The following is a 17,505-nucleotide window of genomic DNA, read 5'->3' as shown; positions in this document are numbered from 1 at the left end:
CCCGGCGCTTCGAAAGGGCGGGGGGGGGCGCCGGCGGTGGCGGGCTTCCCCGACCAGTTGTGCACGAACCAGAACCGCGTGCCAGACGGCACGGCGCCCGACGAGACGGTGACGGTCTCGTCGGGCGCCCACCCGCCGGCAATGGGTTCCGGCACCAGCCAGGCGGCGATGTCGCGGGCGAGGTCGGCGTTCGGCAGCGTGCCGACGTAGGTGATGCGGCCAGACCCGTGCTGGGTGGTGGTGATCGCGGGGTGGTCGCCGTGCGTGTGGTGGAGATATTCGGCCAGCGGGTCGGCGCCGTCGAGCTGGAGGGCGTCGACCCACGCGGTTCCGGCGGCGCCGTCGGACAGCGTCATGCCGTCGCGTGGGCGCACGGCGATCGGCTGCGCGATGTTGGAGTATTCGTCGTACCAGGTGCCCGCGGCATCCGAGAGCCTGGCCGGGGCGGTCTCGCGCCTCGCCCTGCCGAGGTGGTCACCGTAGCCGGTGCGGATGCCGAGCACGAGGTGCCCGCCCGCGGCCGCGTAATCGCGGAGGAAGTCGAGCTGGGCGTCGGTCACCACGTAGAGGCCGGCCGCGACCACGACGGGATTCGCGGCGGCGAAGGCTGCGGCATCCATCCCCTCGAGCGCGCTCGCATGCACGAGGCGACTCTGCAGCCCCGCCTCGAACGCCCCGCGGGTGAAGGCGTCGGTGATGCGGAGGTAGGAGTCGTAGTCGGGGTCACCGCCGGCGGTCGCGAGGGGCGGCTGAAAGTCCCACGCCCACTTCGTGTCGAGCGAGTAGATGAAGCTGATGTCGGCGTCGGGAACGTAGCCGGCGAGCTGCGGGCCGAGGGTGCCCAGCTGGGCGCCGAGCTCGGCGGCCTCCCGGTAGATGCGTCCGGGGCGCTGGCTGTGCGGGAGCACTCCTCCCCAGTAGGTCTCCCACCCGAAGTGCAGGGTGTGCCAGTGCCAGTACTCGATCATCGTCGCGCCGCGGGCGACCAGGGCGAGGGCGGCCTGCGCGAGTTGGCCAGGGTAGGGCGGCTGGTTCTGCCATGGGCCGCCGATCGACGTGGCGGCGGTCTCGGTCACGAGAAAGCGGCTGTGGCTGGTCGCGTACATGCGGTCGCCCTGCCCGAACAGCGCCCACACCCCGGTGGTCCACCATCGGCCATTACGGGCGACCTCCTTGCCGATCGCCAGGCCGTCCTGCATCTGGTAGTAGGGGTTTCCGGCGACCACGTCGAGCGCCTGAACCAGGCGGTCGTCCTCGACGGGAAGCCGCTCGTACGAGATGCAGGTGGTGATGAACTGGGCGTCGCTGGCATACTCGGCCGTGATCTCGGCCTGCCACGCGATGTAGTCGTTCACCAGCGTGGCCTGAAAGCGGCGCCATTCGAGCTGGTACTGGGGCGCCGAGTTGCCGGCCGGTGTCCACAGCTCGTCCCATTCCGCGATGCGGTGCGACCAGTAGACGAGCCCCCACTCGCGGTTCAGGGTCTCGACGTCGCCGTACCGGGCGCGCAGCCATTCGACGAACGCGGCGAAGGTGTGCGGGTTGTGGATGAGGTGGGCGCCCGGTTCGTTGTCGACCTGGAACCCGATGACCGCGGGGTGGCTCGCGTACCGCTCGAGGATGCGGCGGATGACCCGCTCGGCGTACGGCAGGAATTCGGGGTTGGTGAAGTCGACTTCCTGGCGCTGGCCCCAGCCGATGCTCGATCCGTCGGCGCGCTGGATGGCGAATTCCGGATGCTTCGCCTGCAGCCACGGCGGGATCGCATACGTCGGCGTGCCGATGATGACGGCGATGCCGCGATCGCGGGCGCCGTCGAGCACCGGTTGCAGCCACTCGAGGTCGAACTCGCCGTCGCGCGGTTCCCATGTCGACCAGACCGACTCGCCCACCCGGATCACGGTGACGTTCGCCTCGACCATGAGGCCGAGGTCGCGGTCGAGTGTTCCGGTCTGCTGGTACTCCTGGTAGTACGCGGCGCCGAACAGGATACGGCCGTCGAGGGCCGATTCGGCAGGGGTGAACTCGTGCATGAATGACTCCGGTGTCATCGTGCGGGCGCGGCGATGCGCCCTGGGCCGACGCGGATGTTGTCGATAACATCCGCTCGAGAGGCAACCTACGCCCGCCACCTCGGCATGCGCAAGCACCGTGACGAATTCGTGACGACGGCCGCGCTATCGGGCGGGAGCGTGCCTGCCAGCCCGACTGCAGGCGTCGTCGAAGCGCCCGCGCCGCCATTTGGGGAGGGGAGCGCTCTCAGCGGCTCCTGGTCGAATCCCGTTCGACCAGGAATGGGTGCGGCGGATCCTCGACAGGCGTCGAACGACCCTCAATCTCGGCGATCAGGCAATTCATCGCGTAGTGGCCCTCCGCCTCGAAGTCGAGGCGTACCGTGCTCAACGACGGCGTGAGGAATGCCGCCTCGGGGATGTCGTCGACGCCGACCACGCTCATGTCGTGGGGAACGCGAATGCCCCGCTCCCCGAGCGCCCGGATGACACCCAGCGCCATGTGGTCGTTGGCGGCGAAGACGCCGGTGATGCCGGTGTCGATCGGCAGCAGCATCCCTGCCTCATATCCGGATCGGGGCGACCAGTCCCCCTCGAGCACTGCGGCGGGCGTCAGGCCGTGAATGGCGAGGGCGTCGGCGAAACCGTCGAGGCGGTCGCGCGAGACGTGCCACTCCATCGGGCCGGTGACGGTCGCCATGGTCCGGTGCCCCAGCGCCAGCAGCGCCTCGGCAGCGACACGCCCGGCGAACTCGTTGTTGGGGCTGGGGCGCCCGTCGACGGTGGTCAGCATGCGCGAGTCGATGAAGATCGGGATATTGCGTGGATGCTGCTCCAGCACCGCCTTTACGCGGTCGGTCTGCGCGGTGGCGAAGATCCCAGCCACCTGCTGCTCGGTGAGCAGGTCGATCGCGTCGGAGATCGACTTATCGTCGTACCCGTCGAGCATCACGACGTCGAGCACGTACCCGGCCCTGCGGGCGGCCTGGTACGCGCCCTGCACGACGCGCGCCGGCCCCATCTCGGACATCTCGTGGGCGAGCGCGCCGATCCTCGTCGAGGTGCGGGAGCGCAGCAGCCGTGCCGCGAGGTTCGGCCGGTAACCGAGCGACTTGATGGCGACCTCGACGCGTCCCCGGGTCTGCGGTCGAATGCCGTCATATCCGCGCAGGTAGCGGGAGACCGTCTGGTGCGAGACCCCGGCGGCGCGGGCCACGTCGTAGATGGTGGCGGGCTTGCCCACGGTCACCGGGTCCATGCTCGCTCCGCTCGCTTCAGGGCACCCCCTGATTCTCCCCCAGCGACGGGATGCGCGCGCGACCTCTCCCCGAATCATCCGGCACCGCCGGTCACTGCGCGGGCGACCGCCCCTCCCGCGGCGTCCACTGCAGCGCGCGGATGTTCTGCTCCGCGAGCTCCGCGGTCTGGGCGAGCCGCGCCGATCTCGTCTCGGGTCTTTTTGCGTTCTGGATCCATTCGAGGATGCCCCGGCGGGCCGACGGCGGGAACGCGTCGAAGTTGGACCTCGCGCCTAGGCGTTCGGCGAGCGCGACCGCGAGGTCGTCAGGCACGACGAGTGCGTCGACGGCGTCGAGGCGGCTCCACGACCCGTCGGCCTTCGCCGCGTCGATGAGCGCTAGGCCGACAGCGGTGACCTGCCCATCGGCCAGCAGCTGCTCGAGTCGGTCCTTGTTCACCTTCGACCAGCCCGAGCCCGGCCTGCGCGGCGTGCAGAGCAGTCCCGACCGGCGCTCGTCGACTGCAGCCGGCTTCGAGTCGATCCACCCGAAGCACAGGCACTCCTCGTTGAGGTCCCGTGCGCTCACGTACTCGTCACCGGGTTCGAGCCGCGCCTTCTTGACGGTCACCGCCCACACGCCGGTCGAGGTCGCGGCGTTCGCCGCGAGCCACTCGCGCCATTCCGCTCGGGACCGCACCTCGACCAGCGGCAGGTCGGGCTTCAGCATGGGGTTCATCGGCGCTCCCTTCCACCACGTGCTGCGATTGTCCCCCACCCGTCTGGCGTCTGACTATGGATGCCACGACCGCCGTCTCCTAGGGTTGCTCACGATGCGCGCCGATGGCGCCGCACGACCGAGACCGGCATGACGCTCGCCCCGAGGAGGCCGCAATGACGCGTGAACTGGTGTGGACGGGGTTCATGACCCTCGATGGCGTCGTCGACTCCCCGGGTGGTCGGGTCGAGGGTCATCGCAGCGGGGGCTGGGTGCTCGAGCACGAGTTCGTTCCTGAGGCGTTCTCGCTGAAGGGCGACGAGCTCGGGGAGACGACCGCGCTCATGTTCGGTCGGCGAAGCTACGAAGCGTTCGCCCCGGTCTGGTCGGGGTCGGAGGACCACGCCGCGTACCAGAACCTGCCCAAGTACGTGGTGTCCACGTCCATACAGACCGACGCCCTCCTCGGCAGCTGGGGCGAGACAGGGATCCTGCGGTCCGCAGACGACGTCGCGGCCCTCAAGCAGACCGACGGTGGCGCGATCTTCATCCACGGAAGCGCGGAGCTCGCCCGCACCCTCGCCGATGCGGGCCTCATCGACCGGTACAACATCCTGATCTACCCGGTGCTCCTCGGCGCCGGCAAAAGGGTCTTCAGCTCCGACGACCGTGACCGGCAGGCGCTGTCGCTTCGAGAGTCGGAGGCCTACTCGAACGGCGTCATCAAGGCAATCTACGACGTCGTGCGCTGACGCGACGTCGACGGTGACGCTACAGCGGAGTCAACTTCTGCCGAATCAGGCCAGGGCGGCGATCACGGAGAAATCCCACTCCCCTCGCCCGGCGCGCTGCGCCCCGTGGAGCGCGCCGGCAGCAGCGCCCAAGGCGGGAGGGGGCGTCAACGCCACCGCCATGGCGAGCGAGATGTCCTTGGCGAGCGCATTCACCGTAAAATGCGCATCCCGAAAGTCGCCGCTGGCAATCATCGACCGCTTCGCACCAACGACCGCGCCGAGGGGCGACGCGCCCAGGACGTCGAGCAACACCTCCGTGTCCACGCCTGCCGTTCGCCCGAGTTCCAGCGCCTCCGCGAGCCCCTCGATTGCCACCGCCAGCCCCAGGTTGACCGCGAGCTTCGTTGCCGCAGCACTCGCCGGAGTATCGAATACGAACACCCGGGCCGGGTCCGACCACAGCGCGGTCAGGTGAACCGCGTCGTCGATCGCGGAGGACTCCCCGCCGAGCAGAACTCCCAGCGCACCGGCCCGCGCCGGACCCAGTGAACCGATCACCGGGGAGTGAACGTAGCGGATCGATTTCGAGCCAGCCCAGCCTGCGAACTCCCTCGCATCGTTCGGCCCGACCGTCGTGACGTCGATCCAGAGCGATCCGGCGGGAATGCCCGGGTAGGGGCAGACCACGAGGTCGCGAACGGCATCTGGGCCGAAGAGCACCGACAGCACAACGTCGGCGCCCGCCGCGGCATCCCCCGCAGTCGGTTCTGCTGAGGCACCCATCGCGACGAGCTCCCGGACCCTTCCCGGTGTCCGGTTGTATACGCGAAGGTCGTGGCCCGCCGCGGGCAGATGGCGCCCGAGTTCCGTGCCCATTCGGCCGGTGCCGAGCAGTGCGACCTTCACCTGTCCGCCGAATGCACGTAGAAGTGATTGCCCTCGGTGTCAGTGACGATCGCGAAGAAGCCGTAGCCAGGGCGTTCCGTGATGTGCTCCGTGACAGCTCCACCGGCCGCGACGATTCGGTCGAGCGCAGCGCTGATGGGCCGCCCCGCTTCGAAATAAGGGAGTGTGCCGTCGCCGTTGGGCTCGAACCCCGGCGTCTCGTTGAGCGAGACGATCGGTTCGCCCGGAATGACGATGATGGCCCGGCCGGCGTCCCTCATCACCTCTGGCGGTTCGTGGCCGAACACGGTGGCGTAGAACTGATTGGCGCGGTCGATATCCCGCGCTGCCATCTCGATCCAGATGGTCTTCATGATGCGAACCCTTTCCCGGCCCGACCATGCGTCGGGTCCTGGGGTCGAGCGTGCTCCTGCCCCCGCCGGGCCTCCAGGTCGCGCTGGGGCGGGGCGCCGAGGGAGGCCCTGCGGGGACCACCCTCGGCGGGGACTCGGGTCGGATAATGGGCGGGTGGTGATCGACGACCGCGGTTCTGGAGGCCTGGGTGCGTTCCTCCGCGCCTGTCGGCAACGGGTCGGCCCGGCGGACGTCGGACTGCCGGTGCACACCAAGCGGCGAACCACGGGGCTCCGACGGGAGGAGGTCGCCGTTCTGGCCGGCGTGAGCGTCGACTACTACACCCGGCTGGAGCAGGGACGCGACGAACACCCGTCGCTACCCGTCGTGCGGGCACTGGCGACCGCGCTCAATCTGGGAGCGGGCGAGCGCTCCCACCTGTTCCTCCTCGCGGGCATTGCCGAACCACGGAGCTATGCGGCCGAGACCCGCTCCTCCGTCACGACCCTGCTCGAGACCCTGGCTCCGGCCCCCGCCTATGTCGTGACTCCGATCGGCGATTTCGTGGCATGGAACGACGCGACCAGCATCCTCTGGATTGATCCGGCAACGCTGCCACCCGAGCATCGCAACCTGGCGCGGATGACGCTCCTCGACCCGCGCATGCGCGATCTCTGGGTGGACTGGGAGACCATCGCGAGAGAGGCAGTCGCGCACCTGAGGGCCGCCGCGGTGCGCTTTCCGCACGATGCGCGGCTCGCGGCGCTCCTCACCGAGCTCCGCGCCCGCAGCCCCGAGTTCGTCGAGTGGTGGGATGAGAACCAGGTGGCGGTGCGCCGGTCGCCCCGCAAGCAATTCACCCACCCCACCCATGGCGAGATCGCGTTCTTCAACGAGGCGATGGAACTCATGGGCGAGGGCCTGCTCTTCATGGTCTACGTACCCGCGGATGCCGTGGCCGTAGCCACCTGCCACGCCCTAATGCGCGTCCCTCCGACCGTCCCGCGTCTCCGGGCGGTGAACCCGGCACGCTAGCCGCGGATCAGTGCGCCATTCGCTCGCTGATCACGCGGGCGGTGGCGGCGGGGTCTGGCCGGTGCATGACCGACTCGGGAACGACCACGAGCTCGGCGTGGTCGATCGCGGAGGCCAGCCGATCCGCAGCGGCCACGAGCACCGCGAAGGTCTGCTCGCCCCGCATGACGGTCACCGGCTGCGCGACGCCGAGCATCGCGGGTGTCGGCGTAGACACCTGGCTCGTCAGCAGCGTGTCGTAGACGGTGGATTGCGCGAGCGGAACCAGGGAGGCGAGAACACCACTGGTGCGGATCTGCTCGATCATCTCCTCTGGCAGGCCGACCGCGTCGCGCTGGAAAGTCATCAGCGCCTCCTCGGGTTCGCCGCGGTCGACGTGGTCCTGCAGGCGCGTGGCGAGATCCGGGGCGGGTTCGTGTACCCCGAAGCGGAATGGCGGTTCGGAGAGGAACAGCGCCGAGCTGGGCACGCCGACCGACGTGGCGAGCAGGGCGAGCACCGCGCCCGACGAGTGGCCGAAGATCGCGGCGTCATCGCCTGCGACATCGATCACCGCCGCGAGGTCCTCGACCTCACGGTCGGGAGTCGATCCCTTCACGTCTCCGCTCGAACCGCGCCCGCGGCGGTCGTAGGCGATCGCCGACAGCCCCGTTCCGACGAGCGCCGCCGCGAGGTCCGCGGCATCCGCCGCGGTCGACATCGCCCCGTTCACGATGACGACGACCGGCCCGGAGCCCGTCCGTTCGAAGGCGATCGACGTGCCGTCTGCAGAAGTGACCGTGTCCATGTCGCCACGAAACCACGGGCGGTGCATTTCGACAAGGCCCGGATCACGTCGGCTACGACGACAGCGCGCTGCGCGCGGTCCGTCGCGCCTCCGCTATAAGGGTGTCCCCATGCTGCGCGAGGAATGTCTCAAGCCTCGCCGCATCCCGCCGGCCGATCTCGCGCAACGCCGTTCCGACGGCCGTCTGCACGAACCGTTCGGCATCGGCCGCGAGCATCGCACAGAGGGCCAGCGGGTGGTCGAGAGTGTGCGGATCGTCGATGTCGCCCTCCCGGATGATCCAGAATGCGGCCACGATCGACGCCCTGCGGTGCCAGCGATTCGGCGAGCGCGCGAGGTCGAACAGCACGTCGCGTGGCCGCTCGAGCAGGAACGCGCCGACGACTCGCGGGGCCGAGCGGTCGAGGTAGTCCCAGGTGTCGAGACGGTCGAGCCGCCGCATCCACAGGTTATACAGCGCCTGCCGCTCAGACGGTGTCGTTCGCCGCTGCCGGGCCTTGAAGTCGAGCACGCTGACGGCGACCATGCGCTCTTCGTAGGCGTCGCTGTCGAGCAGACGGTCGACCTCGTCGAGCGTCATGGCGGTGTGCGCCTTCGCGATGTCGAAGACGGTCGCCATGCGCACCCCGATGACCGTCGTGACGTCGTCGGTCATGCGCGTGGCGATCTTGGCGCGTTCGGTCTCGCGCGCGGCCGCCACGAGGGCGGCGCGCACTGACGCTGCAGTCAACCCTGCGCCTGGCATGGCCGCCCTCCTCGTGTCGTCAGCCGGCCCCGACCTGCAGCTGGGTCATCAGGTCCATGGTGTCGGCGTTCAGCCAGTACTCGACAACCTTGTCGCCGGAGACGCGCAGGATGTCGGTGCCGTGGAAGGTCACCTCGGTTCCGACCGCCGCTCCGGCCCCTGGCACTCCGCCGCCGTAATGACCGGTCGCGACCCAGCGCACCACGACGTGGTCGCCGTCGACGATGGGTCCGACCTCGACCGAGAAGTCGAGGTCGGACATGAGCGAGCGCATCTGCGAGACGAGGCTCACCATTCCCGATATGCCGCCCACTGCGCTGCCGTCTCCCCCGTCGAACATCGCGGCGTGCACGCGGTTATCGTCCGAGATGATCTCTTCGGCGATCGCGGTGTCGCCGTTCCACAGGTCGAGCCACTTCGCGACGAGCGCGGTGGCGGCTTTCCGGTCGAGCTGGGCGGTGTCGTTGTCGGCGAATGCCATGGTGTTTCTCCTTCGAGGTGCGATGGTGGATCGGGCGGATTTTTCGAGGATTATTACAGTCCCGGGTGTTTGGCGGGTGAACTTTTCCACTGGGCCAGGGCGACGATGAAGCCGTTCACCAGGCGTCCGAAACTGCGGTCGACATTCGCGCTCCAGGCGAAAGCGCCGGCCGACTCGTACGAGACGAACCCGTGCAGGGTCGAGCGGAATGCGCGGATGGCGTCGACGGCGTCGTCGCCGTCGAGCTCGTAGGCGGTCAACACGTCGGCGATGACCTGAATGGCCGCGAGCGAGACCGCGGCATCTTCGACATCGTCGGCGGCGGGCATGAGGTTCGACGCTTCATAGCGGGCTGGATGCTTCACCGCCCAGTCCCGATAGGAGTGGGACATCGCGGTGATGGCATCCGCACCCGACCGGCCGACGGACGCCCGGGCGAGCACCTCCCCCAGCTCCCTCTTCGCGTGGACGGCGATGTCGCGGTGCAGACCCGCCATCGAATCGATGTGCTTGTAGAGCGACGGCTGGCGAACGCCGAGCCGGTCGGCGAGGGCGGTCAGCGTGAGCTTGCCGAGGCCGACCTCGTCGGCGAGCAGCGCTGCCTCTTCGGCGACGCGGTCGCGGGTCAGCCCGCGCCTGGGAGGTGATGTGGAGTTCTGTTGCATGGGGCAAGCGTGACGGGCCCGCTGGCTAGTGTCAATAGCCGATTCTGCTCATCAGTTTCAATTTGGCTATTGACACTAGCCACTTGGCGATACATAGTAGCCACACGACTTCTTCCACCCCAACGAACGGAACACATCATGAGCATCGTCCTCGCCACCACGATCGGCATCGACGCCACCCCCGAGCAGGTCTGGGAGGTCCTCTCCGACTTCACCGCCTACGGCGAGTGGAGCAACTTCTCCCGCATCGACGGGGCGCCCGAGCTGGGCACCAAGCTCACGATGCGCATGCCGGGGATGGCCTTCACCTCCACGGTCACCGCGGCCACGCCGAACGAGCAGCTCCAGTGGTCGGCCAAGTTCATCTCCGAGCGCCTCTTCATCGGGCAGCACAACTTCACCCTCGTCCGCAGGGCCGACGGCACCACCCGCGTCGAGAACACCGAGACCTTCTCGGGCGTCTCCGTCACGCCGTTCGAGGGCCTGTTCGCGAGAAGCCACAACGAGGGCGGCTACGCCGCGTTCAACCGGGCGCTGAAGAGCCGGGTCGAAGCGCGTGCCGCCGCTGCAGCCGCCTCGAGCAGCGAGTTCAGCGTCGCGGCTGCGTGAGTGCGGGTGCCCCTGGAGGGACTCGACGCCCCACCGGAGCCGCCTCCACATTCGCGGTCACCGGTGTAAGAGCTCGAAACGCATGAGCGAATGCGGCGGACTGCTCCGGCGGGGACCCCCGGGGATCGAGGGGCCACCCACAGTCACGAATCAAAAAGACCGCGCACTGTCACCCATTGATGCGGGTAGCTCGTACGCGGTCTTTTTGATTCGTGCCCCTGGAGGGACTCGAACCCCCAACCGTTTCCTTAGGACGGAACTGCTCTTCCATTGAGCTACAGAGGCTGGCCCGTCGAGTTTACCCGTCCACGGCCGATTGCCCCGCCCGCGTCGGCATTCGGCGGCGGGGCCACGCGCGGCGCGTGGCAGGATGACCGGATGCTGCTGCGCCCGTTCGACGAAGCCGACACCGACCGCGTCATCCAACTCTGGACCGACTGCGGCCTCACCCGCCCGTGGAACGACCCGCGCCGGGACATCGAACGCAAGCTCGCCGTGCAGCGCGAGCTGTTCATAGTCGGCGTCGAGCCCAACACCGCGACCGGTACCGAGACCGGCACCGAATACGGTGTCGACCACGACACGATCGTCGCCACCGCGATGGCCGGTTACGACGGACACCGCGGCTGGGTCAACTACCTCGCCGTCGACCCGACCGCGCAGGGGCGCGGCTACGGGCGCGCCATCATGGCCGAGATTGAACGGATGCTGCAGGCCGCGGGCTGCCCGAAGCTGAACATGCAGATCCGTGCCGACAACACCGACGCCTTCGGCTTCTACGAAGCGCTCGGGTACCGGCAGGACGCCGCGGTCAGCTTCGGCAAGCGCCTCATCCCCGACGACTAGCCGCCGCGCGGAACGACGCACGCCGCGCCCCGACCGCCACTCCCACCTACGACGCGGGCTCGAGGATCTCGTCCACCGTGCGCGACGACGACCCGCCGATCGTCAGCGCTCCCTCGCGCGCGGCCTTGACCGCAGCCGCGACGGCGCCGGTCACCACGGAATCCGCGCCGAGCGTCGACAGCAGCAGCTCGGGCGCTGGCAGGTCGAGCTCCTCGGGCAGCAGCCGGCGGGCCTCCTCGATCGCCTCGCCGAGTCCCTCCGCGACCGCTCCCGAGATGATCACGCGCTCCGGGTCGTACAGGCTGCCGAAGATCCCCGCGACCCGCGCGAGCACGGCGCCCGCCCGGCGCACGAATGCCCGCGACCACTCGTCGCCCGACCGCGCCAGCCCGAGCACGGCCCGCCCCGTCAGCTCGTCGACGGCAACACCGGCAAGTGGATGCCGCGGCGGCACCTCACCCGCAGCCGCCGCCTCGCGCACCCATTCCGTCAACCGCAGCCCCAGCCCCTCGGCCGTGCCGACACCCTCGACCCTGTCGAACGCGAGCATCTCGCCCGCACCCCCGTGCGCACCGCGCAGCAGATGGCCGTCGACCACGACGCCCGCACCGAGGCGGTCGCCGGCGAGCAGCACCACGTAGTCCCTGCTCCCCACGGCGCCGCCGATGGCACCCTCGGCAACGGCCGCGAGCGACGCGTCGTTCTCGATGCGCACGATCGGCGCCCATTCGGCGAGCGCCGCCGCGAGGTCGGGGTTCATCAGGCGCCAGAAGCCGTCCCGGTGCTGCGGCGACACCCCGCGGGAGTCGACCGGTGCCGGAACTCCGACGCACACCGCGAGAACACTGCACCGTGACCGGCCGAGCGTCTCGAGGGCACCGTCGATGGCGTCGTGCACCGCAGCCCTCCTGCCATCCGCGGTCTCGTGCCTCAGGTCGCGCTCCCGGCGCTCCGACACCAGCACCCGACCGCGCAGGTCGGCGACGGTGGTCGTGAGGTGCGACCGGCCGGCATCGATGCCCACCACCACGGCGGCGTCCGCGCGCAGCTCGAACCTTCGGGCGGGCCGGCCCTTGCTGTACTCGCCGCCATCGCGCGAGTTCGGCAGCTCACGCAGCAGGCCGAGGTCGATCAGCTCGTCCAGCGACTCGATCGTCGTCGACCGAGTGAGCCCCGTGGCGCCCATCGCGTCTGCACTGACGAAGACGCCGGTGTCCCAGGCGAACGACAGCACGGCATCCAGGCTCGCCCGCACTGGCGGCGTCAGTCTGCCCTGCGCTGTCGACAAACCCTTGACCCTTTCGTTGTCCTGTTGCATTATGGTCGAGAACAGTTGATTCGGTGGGTAAATTTACTTGCCGCACCAAGGTCGAATACCAACGACGGTATCGAAAGGACAATGACGTGCCTAGACCCTCCCCCCGCCGCATCGCGCGCACCATCGCCGCGGCGGTCGCCCTCACGATCGCGGGCTCCACCCTCGCCGGGTGCGCGAGCGCCTCCAGCGCCGACACGGTGCAGTTCCACCTCAGCAAGCCCGAGGCCATCCCCTATTTTCGCGAGCTGATCCAGCAGTACAACGCGTCGCAGAGCGACGTGAACGTCGTACTCGACACCTCGTCGAACCTCCAGGCCGGCTTTCTGCGCGGCAACCCGCCCGACCTCGGCCTGCTGAACTACAACATGGAGATGGCGCGCTTCATGGAGCGCGGCGCCCTCAGCGACCTCTCCGACATGCCGGAGTCGGAGCGCATCCTGCCCGAGGTGCAGGATCTCGTCGACCAATACGCCACGTACCCGGGGCGCACCAGCGTTCTGCCGTACTCGGTGATGGCGGCATCCGTCATCTACAACCAGGAGATCTTCGACGAGCAGGGGCTCGAAGTTCCCGAGACCTGGGACGAGCTGATCGCGGTGTGCGACCAACTCACCGCGGCCGGCATCACCCCGTTCTACGGCACCTTCCGTGACCCGTGGACCGTCGCACAGGGCTGGTTCGACTACACCGTCGGCGGTGAGGTCGACGTCGCGGGCTTCTACGACGAGATGAACGAGCTCGGTACCGAGGTGGGACCGCAGTCCCCCGTGTCGTTCGAGAAGACCTTCGCGCAGCCGGTCGACCGCATGCAGCAGCTCATCACCGACTACGCCAACCCCGACGCGGCCAGCCGCACCTACGGCGACGGTAACCTCGCCTTCGCCGAGGGCGAGGCCGCCATGTACATGCAGGGGCCGTGGGCGCTCGGCGAGATAGCCAAGACCTCGCCCGACCTCGCGCTCGGCACCTTCCCGCTGCCGATGACCGACGACGCCGACGACCTCGAGGTGCGCGTCAACATCGACCTCGCCGCGTGGATCCCCGAGGCATCCGACAACCAGGAGGGCGCACGCGCGTTCCTCAGCTACCTGTTCGAGCAGGACGTGATGGATGAATACAACGCGGCCCAGCTCGGATACGGCACGACCGTCGACGCCGCCCCGGTCACCGACCCCCGCATCCTCGGAATGAAGGATTACTACGACGAGGCCGCGTTCTACCAGGGGGCATCGAAGGCCATCCCCCTGACCATCCCCACCGAGAACTACACGCAGTCCATCGCTCTGGGCGATGACCCCGCCGGTGTGCTGCGCACCCTCGACGCCGACTGGGCCCGCCTTGCACTGCGCCAGTAACCCGCGCAGCGCATCCCAGCGAGCCGGCACGCCACCGACAGCGCCAGTCTTCCCACCCTCACCCCGGCAAAGGAGCCGATCATGACCACAGTGATAGCGGCGCCGCCGCCCCCCACCCGCGACACGGTGCCACCGCCGTCGCCGTCGGGCAAGCGCAGGGTAGAGCCGATCTACTACGCCTTCCTGCTGCCGAGCCTGGTCATCTTCACCCTCGCGATCACCGTTCCGGCGATCATCGGCATCTTCTTCAGCTTCACCAACTCGATCGGGTTCGGCGACTGGGACTTCATCGGGCTGGTCAACTACGCGGCCCTGTTCTCCGACCCTGCCATCCTGCAGAGCTACCTCTTCACGTTCAGCTTCGCGGTCACCACCGTGATCGTCGTGAACGTGCTGGCGTTCCTGCTCGCGGTCGGACTCACCGCCAGGATCAGGGCGAAGACGGCGCTGCGCACGGTGTTCGTGATCCCCATGGTGGTGTCCGGCATCATCATCGCCTACGTCTTCAGCTTCCTGTTCTCGAACTCGGTGCCAGCGCTCGGCCAGGCCCTCGGCATCGACTGGCTGAGCGAGAGCATCCTCGCCAACCCCGACCTCGCCTGGATCGGCATCGTCATCGTCACGGCGTGGCAGTCGATCCCCGGCACCCTGCTCATCTACATCGCGGGGCTGCTATCGATCCCGGGAGACGTCTACGAAGCGGCCGACCTCGACGGCGCAAGCAAGCGGCAGCAGCTGTGGCGCATCACGCTACCGCTCGTCTCCGGCTACGTCGTGATCAACGTCATCCTCGGGCTCAAGAACTTCCTCAACGCCTACGACATCATCATCGGTCTGACCAACGGCGGGCCGGGCACGGCCACCCGCAGCATCCCGATGACGATCATCACGGGCTTCACCGGTGGCGACTATGCCTACCAGATGGCGAACGCAGCCATGTTCTTCATCATCGTCGTCGTCATCTCCGTGATCCAGCTCCGGATCTCCCGTGGAAGGAACTCCGTCTGATGTCTACCCAACCCGCCCTCGCCGTCGAGAACGTCGACGCCGCCGCCACCCTCACCGACGGCAAGCCCCGCAGGGGCCCCGCCCGCCGCACCCGTTCGAGCGGCGGCGGCGGCCAGCGGCCCAGCACCAGGCTCACCCTCCTGCTGGTGCTGTGCTCCATCACCGTGCTGATCCCGCTCTACGTCACCGTCTCGATGGCCTTCAAGACGCAGGCGCAGGCCGTCGACGGCAACGCGTTCTCGTTGCCGGCACCGTTCAGCGTCGACGGCTTCGTCACGGCGTGGAACCTCACCGACTATCCGAGGGCGTTCATCCTCTCGGTGCTGATCACCGCAGGAACCGTCGCCGGAACCGTCATCCTGGGTGCGTTCGCGTCGTTCGCGATCACCCGCAACTGGAACCGCCGGCTGTTCCGCTGGTCGTTCTTCTACCTGCTCGCCGCCATGTTCATCCCGTTCCCGGTCGTGGCGCTGCCGCAGATCCAGCTCACCGGGTTTGCGGGCCTCGACAATCCGGTCGGCGTGACCATCCTGCACATCATGTTCCAGCTGAGCTTCAGCATCCTGCTCTTCACCGCGTTCCTGCGGTCGATTCCGGCAGAGCTCGAAGAGAGTGCGAGGATCGATGGGGCGACGACGTGGCAGACGTTCTGGCAGCTGATCTTTCCGCTGCTCGCACCGATGAGCGCGACAGTGGGGATCTTCGCGTTCCTCGCATCGTGGAACGACTTCATGATGCCGTCGCTCATCACGTCGGACCCGTCGCTGCAGACCCTGCCCGTCGTGCAGAGCATCTTCCAGACCCAGTTCAGCAACAACTACAACGTGTCGTTCGCGTCGTACCTGATGGCCATGGCCCCCGCGATCATCGTCTTCCTCTTCACCCAGCGATGGGTCATGGAGGGCGTCACGCAGGGCGCCGTCAAGGGCTGATCATCCAACCGAGAGGAAACACCCCATGACAATCACCGACCTCGCGCCAGCACTCGGACTCGCCGGCGAGAACGCGCCGTGGTGGCGGCAGGCCGCCGTGTACCAGATCTATCCGCGCAGCTTCGCCGACGCGAATGCCGACGGCCTTGGCGACATCGCGGGCATCACCTCCCGCGCCGACTACCTGGGCGCACTGGGCATCGACGCGGTGTGGCTGAGCCCGTTCTACCCGTCGGAGCTGGCCGACGGCGGGTACGACGTGGCCGACTATCGCGACGTCGACCCGAAGCTCGGCACCCTCGCCGACTTCGACGACCTCGTGGCGGCCCTGCACGCCCGCGGTATCAAGGTGGTCGTCGACATCGTCCCCAACCACAGTTCCGACCAGCACGAGTGGTTCCGCGAGGCCATCGACGCCGGCCGCGGATCGGCGGCGCGCGACCGGTACATCTTCCGGGAGGGCACCGGACCGGATGGCGCAACCCCGCCGACCGACTGGGTGTCGGCGTTCGGCGGGCCGGCCTGGGAGCGGGTCGCCGACGGCCAGTGGTACCTGCACAGCTTCGCGATCGAGCAGCCCGACCTGAACTGGGCGCACCCCGAGGTGCGCGCAGACTTCGTGCGGACGCTGCGGTTCTGGTCCGACCGGGGTGTCGACGGGTTCCGCATCGACGTGGCCCACATGCTCACGAAAGACCTCAGCGAGCCGCTGCCGTCGCAGGCGCAGCTCGATGCCATGCCGCAGGACGGCCTGCACCCGCTGCTCGACCGCGACGACGTGCACGAGGTCTATGCCGAGTGGCGCCAGGTGTTCGACTCCTATGACCCGCCCCGCACCGCGGTGGCGGAGGCGTGGGTCGACAAGGCCAGGGTGCCCCTCTACGCGAGCCAGCAGGGCCTCGGCCAGGCGTTCAACTTCGACCTTCTCGAGGCCGACTTCGAGGCAGAGCAATTCCGCGTCGTCGTCACCGACAACCTCGCCCTGGCCGCGGAGTCCGGCTCGTCGAGCACCTGGGTGCTCTCGAACCACGACGTCGTGCGCCACGCCACCCGGTACGGTCTTCCGCACCCCGGTCGCGCTCCCGGAGGGCGTCCTTCGGTCAAGCACGGGCTGGAGTGGGTTCTCACCGGCGGGGTCGAACCCCAGCTCGATCGCGAGACCGGCGAGCGCAGGGCACGCGCAGCCACCCTGTTCATGCTCGGGCTCCCCGGCTCGAGCTACCTCTACCAGGGCGAGGAGCTCGGCCTACACGAGGTCGCCGACCTGCACGCCGACGACCGGCAGGATCCGACGTTCTTCCGCAGCGCAGGGGCGGATTTCGGGCGCGACGGCTGCCGCGTTCCGCTGCCGTGGACCCCGGATGGCGCCACCTTCGGGTTCGGGGCCGACGGCGCGCACCTGCCCCAGCCCGCGTGGTTCGCCGACTACGCGGCATCCACCCAGGAGGGTACCGAGGACTCGACGCTCTCGCTGTACCGGCGGGCCCTCGGCCTGCGGCACGCCCTGCAGACCGGGGAACAGCTCGAGTGGATCGACACCGACTCGGCCGACGTGCTGCGCTACCGCCGCCCCAACGGCTGGGAGGTCGTGACGAACTTCGGCCAGGCACCGGTCGACCTCGATGCGGTGACCGCCGGTGGTATGGCACGCGAGATCGCCCTGTCGAGCGAGCCCATCGAGGGAGCGACGCTGCCGGGCGAGACAACGGTCTGGTTCGCGCCGCAGCGATAGGCGGAGTTACCCAGGAGCGGCGGTCGCGATCACGCGGCCGCCGCTTCTCGCT

At 68.7% G+C, this 17,505-nt stretch carries 18 protein-coding genes and 1 tRNA gene; 8 read left to right on the top strand and 11 right to left on the bottom strand.

The window, feature by feature from the left end:
* The 3 genes from G5S38_RS10685 to G5S38_RS10675 all read right to left on the bottom strand — a co-directional run.
* Window positions 1–2,033 (bottom strand): beta-galactosidase (locus G5S38_RS10685; RefSeq protein ID WP_165068322.1); only part of this gene is annotated, 2,033 nt, incomplete at its 3' end.
* Window positions 2,034–2,259: 226 nt separating this feature from the next.
* Window positions 2,260–3,270 (bottom strand): LacI family DNA-binding transcriptional regulator, encoded by a 1,011-nt coding sequence (locus tag G5S38_RS10680; protein WP_165068319.1) that lies wholly within the window; start codon window positions 3,268–3,270, stop codon window positions 2,260–2,262.
* 91 nt (window positions 3,271–3,361) lie between these two features.
* Window positions 3,362–3,988, bottom strand: coding sequence for a YdeI/OmpD-associated family protein (locus G5S38_RS10675; RefSeq protein WP_235929014.1), 627 nt, complete (start codon window positions 3,986–3,988; stop codon window positions 3,362–3,364).
* A gap of 155 nt (window positions 3,989–4,143) precedes the next feature.
* Between G5S38_RS10675 and G5S38_RS10670 the strand changes: the two genes are divergently transcribed.
* Window positions 4,144–4,719, top strand: a complete 576-nt coding sequence (locus tag G5S38_RS10670) for a dihydrofolate reductase family protein (protein WP_165068316.1) — start codon at window positions 4,144–4,146, stop codon at window positions 4,717–4,719.
* Window positions 4,720–4,764: 45 nt separating this feature from the next.
* On the opposite strand, the gene G5S38_RS10665 is transcribed toward G5S38_RS10670, so the two are convergent.
* Together G5S38_RS10665 and G5S38_RS10660 are read right to left on the bottom strand one after the other, a co-directional pair.
* Window positions 4,765–5,607 (bottom strand): NAD(P)-dependent oxidoreductase, encoded by an 843-nt coding sequence (locus G5S38_RS10665; RefSeq protein ID WP_165068314.1) that lies wholly within the window; start codon window positions 5,605–5,607, stop codon window positions 4,765–4,767.
* Window positions 5,604–5,960: a VOC family protein gene (locus tag G5S38_RS10660; RefSeq protein WP_165068311.1), complete on the bottom strand. Its 357-nt coding sequence runs from the start codon at window positions 5,958–5,960 to the stop codon at window positions 5,604–5,606. Before G5S38_RS10660 ends, G5S38_RS10665 begins: the two co-directional genes overlap by 4 nt.
* Before the next feature lie 154 nt (window positions 5,961–6,114).
* Between G5S38_RS10660 and G5S38_RS10655 the strand changes: the two genes are divergently transcribed.
* The gene (locus tag G5S38_RS10655; RefSeq protein WP_165068308.1) at window positions 6,115–6,975 is read left to right on the top strand and encodes a helix-turn-helix transcriptional regulator; all 861 of its coding nucleotides are present in this window, start codon (window positions 6,115–6,117) and stop codon (window positions 6,973–6,975) included.
* A gap of 7 nt (window positions 6,976–6,982) precedes the next feature.
* Here G5S38_RS10655 and G5S38_RS10650 read toward each other — a convergent pair whose 3' ends face one another.
* The 4 genes from G5S38_RS10650 to G5S38_RS10635 are packed head-to-tail and all read right to left on the bottom strand — an operon-like array spanning window position 6,983 to window position 9,653.
* Window positions 6,983–7,762, bottom strand: coding sequence for an alpha/beta fold hydrolase (locus tag G5S38_RS10650; RefSeq protein WP_165068306.1), 780 nt, complete (start codon window positions 7,760–7,762; stop codon window positions 6,983–6,985).
* 52 nt (window positions 7,763–7,814) lie between these two features.
* Window positions 7,815–8,507 carry a DNA alkylation repair protein gene (locus G5S38_RS10645; protein WP_165068303.1) on the bottom strand — a complete coding sequence of 231 codons (693 nt, stop codon included), beginning with the start codon at window positions 8,505–8,507 and terminating at the stop codon, window positions 7,815–7,817.
* 19 nt (window positions 8,508–8,526) lie between these two features.
* Complete coding sequence (locus G5S38_RS10640; RefSeq protein ID WP_165068301.1) at window positions 8,527–8,988, bottom strand: ester cyclase; 462 nt, start codon at window positions 8,986–8,988, stop codon at window positions 8,527–8,529.
* Window positions 8,989–9,041: 53 nt separating this feature from the next.
* Window positions 9,042–9,653 (bottom strand): TetR/AcrR family transcriptional regulator, encoded by a 612-nt coding sequence (locus G5S38_RS10635; RefSeq protein WP_165068298.1) that lies wholly within the window; start codon window positions 9,651–9,653, stop codon window positions 9,042–9,044.
* A 138-nt stretch (window positions 9,654–9,791) separates the two neighbouring features.
* On the opposite strand from G5S38_RS10635, the gene G5S38_RS10630 reads away from it, so the two are divergent.
* Complete coding sequence (locus G5S38_RS10630; protein ID WP_165068296.1) at window positions 9,792–10,262, top strand: SRPBCC domain-containing protein; 471 nt, start codon at window positions 9,792–9,794, stop codon at window positions 10,260–10,262.
* Between the two features lie 213 nt (window positions 10,263–10,475).
* Here G5S38_RS10630 and G5S38_RS10625 read toward each other — a convergent pair.
* A tRNA-Arg gene (locus G5S38_RS10625) sits at window positions 10,476–10,547 on the bottom strand.
* Between the two features lie 93 nt (window positions 10,548–10,640).
* Here G5S38_RS10625 and G5S38_RS10620 point away from each other — a divergent pair.
* Complete coding sequence (locus tag G5S38_RS10620; protein ID WP_165068294.1) at window positions 10,641–11,108, top strand: GNAT family acetyltransferase; 468 nt, start codon at window positions 10,641–10,643, stop codon at window positions 11,106–11,108.
* Between the two features lie 46 nt (window positions 11,109–11,154).
* Here G5S38_RS10620 and G5S38_RS10615 read toward each other — a convergent pair whose 3' ends face one another.
* Complete coding sequence (locus G5S38_RS10615) at window positions 11,155–12,396, bottom strand: ROK family protein (protein WP_235929013.1); 1,242 nt, start codon at window positions 12,394–12,396, stop codon at window positions 11,155–11,157.
* Window positions 12,397–12,512: 116 nt separating this feature from the next.
* Between G5S38_RS10615 and G5S38_RS10610 the strand changes: the two genes are divergently transcribed.
* From G5S38_RS10610 to G5S38_RS10595, 4 genes are all read left to right on the top strand, one after another.
* Window positions 12,513–13,781, top strand: coding sequence for an ABC transporter substrate-binding protein (locus G5S38_RS10610; RefSeq protein WP_165068290.1), 1,269 nt, complete (start codon window positions 12,513–12,515; stop codon window positions 13,779–13,781).
* Between the two features lie 81 nt (window positions 13,782–13,862).
* On the top strand, window positions 13,863–14,789 hold the full coding sequence (locus G5S38_RS10605) for a carbohydrate ABC transporter permease (protein WP_165068288.1): 927 nt from the start codon (window positions 13,863–13,865) through the stop codon (window positions 14,787–14,789).
* Window positions 14,789–15,721 (top strand): carbohydrate ABC transporter permease, encoded by a 933-nt coding sequence (locus G5S38_RS10600; protein ID WP_165068286.1) that lies wholly within the window; start codon window positions 14,789–14,791, stop codon window positions 15,719–15,721. Before G5S38_RS10605 ends, G5S38_RS10600 begins: the two co-directional genes overlap by 1 nt.
* 25 nt (window positions 15,722–15,746) lie before the next feature.
* Window positions 15,747–17,453 carry a glycoside hydrolase family 13 protein gene (locus G5S38_RS10595; protein ID WP_165068283.1) on the top strand — a complete coding sequence of 569 codons (1,707 nt, stop codon included), beginning with the start codon at window positions 15,747–15,749 and terminating at the stop codon, window positions 17,451–17,453.
* Window positions 17,454–17,505: the final 52 nt, after the last annotated feature.

The organism is Marisediminicola senii (assembly GCF_011057645.1).
Lineage (GTDB): Bacteria > Actinomycetota > Actinomycetes > Actinomycetales > Microbacteriaceae > Marisediminicola > Marisediminicola senii.
The sequence above is the reverse complement of the archived record's forward strand: the minus strand, read 5'-3'. Positions and strand labels throughout refer to the sequence as shown.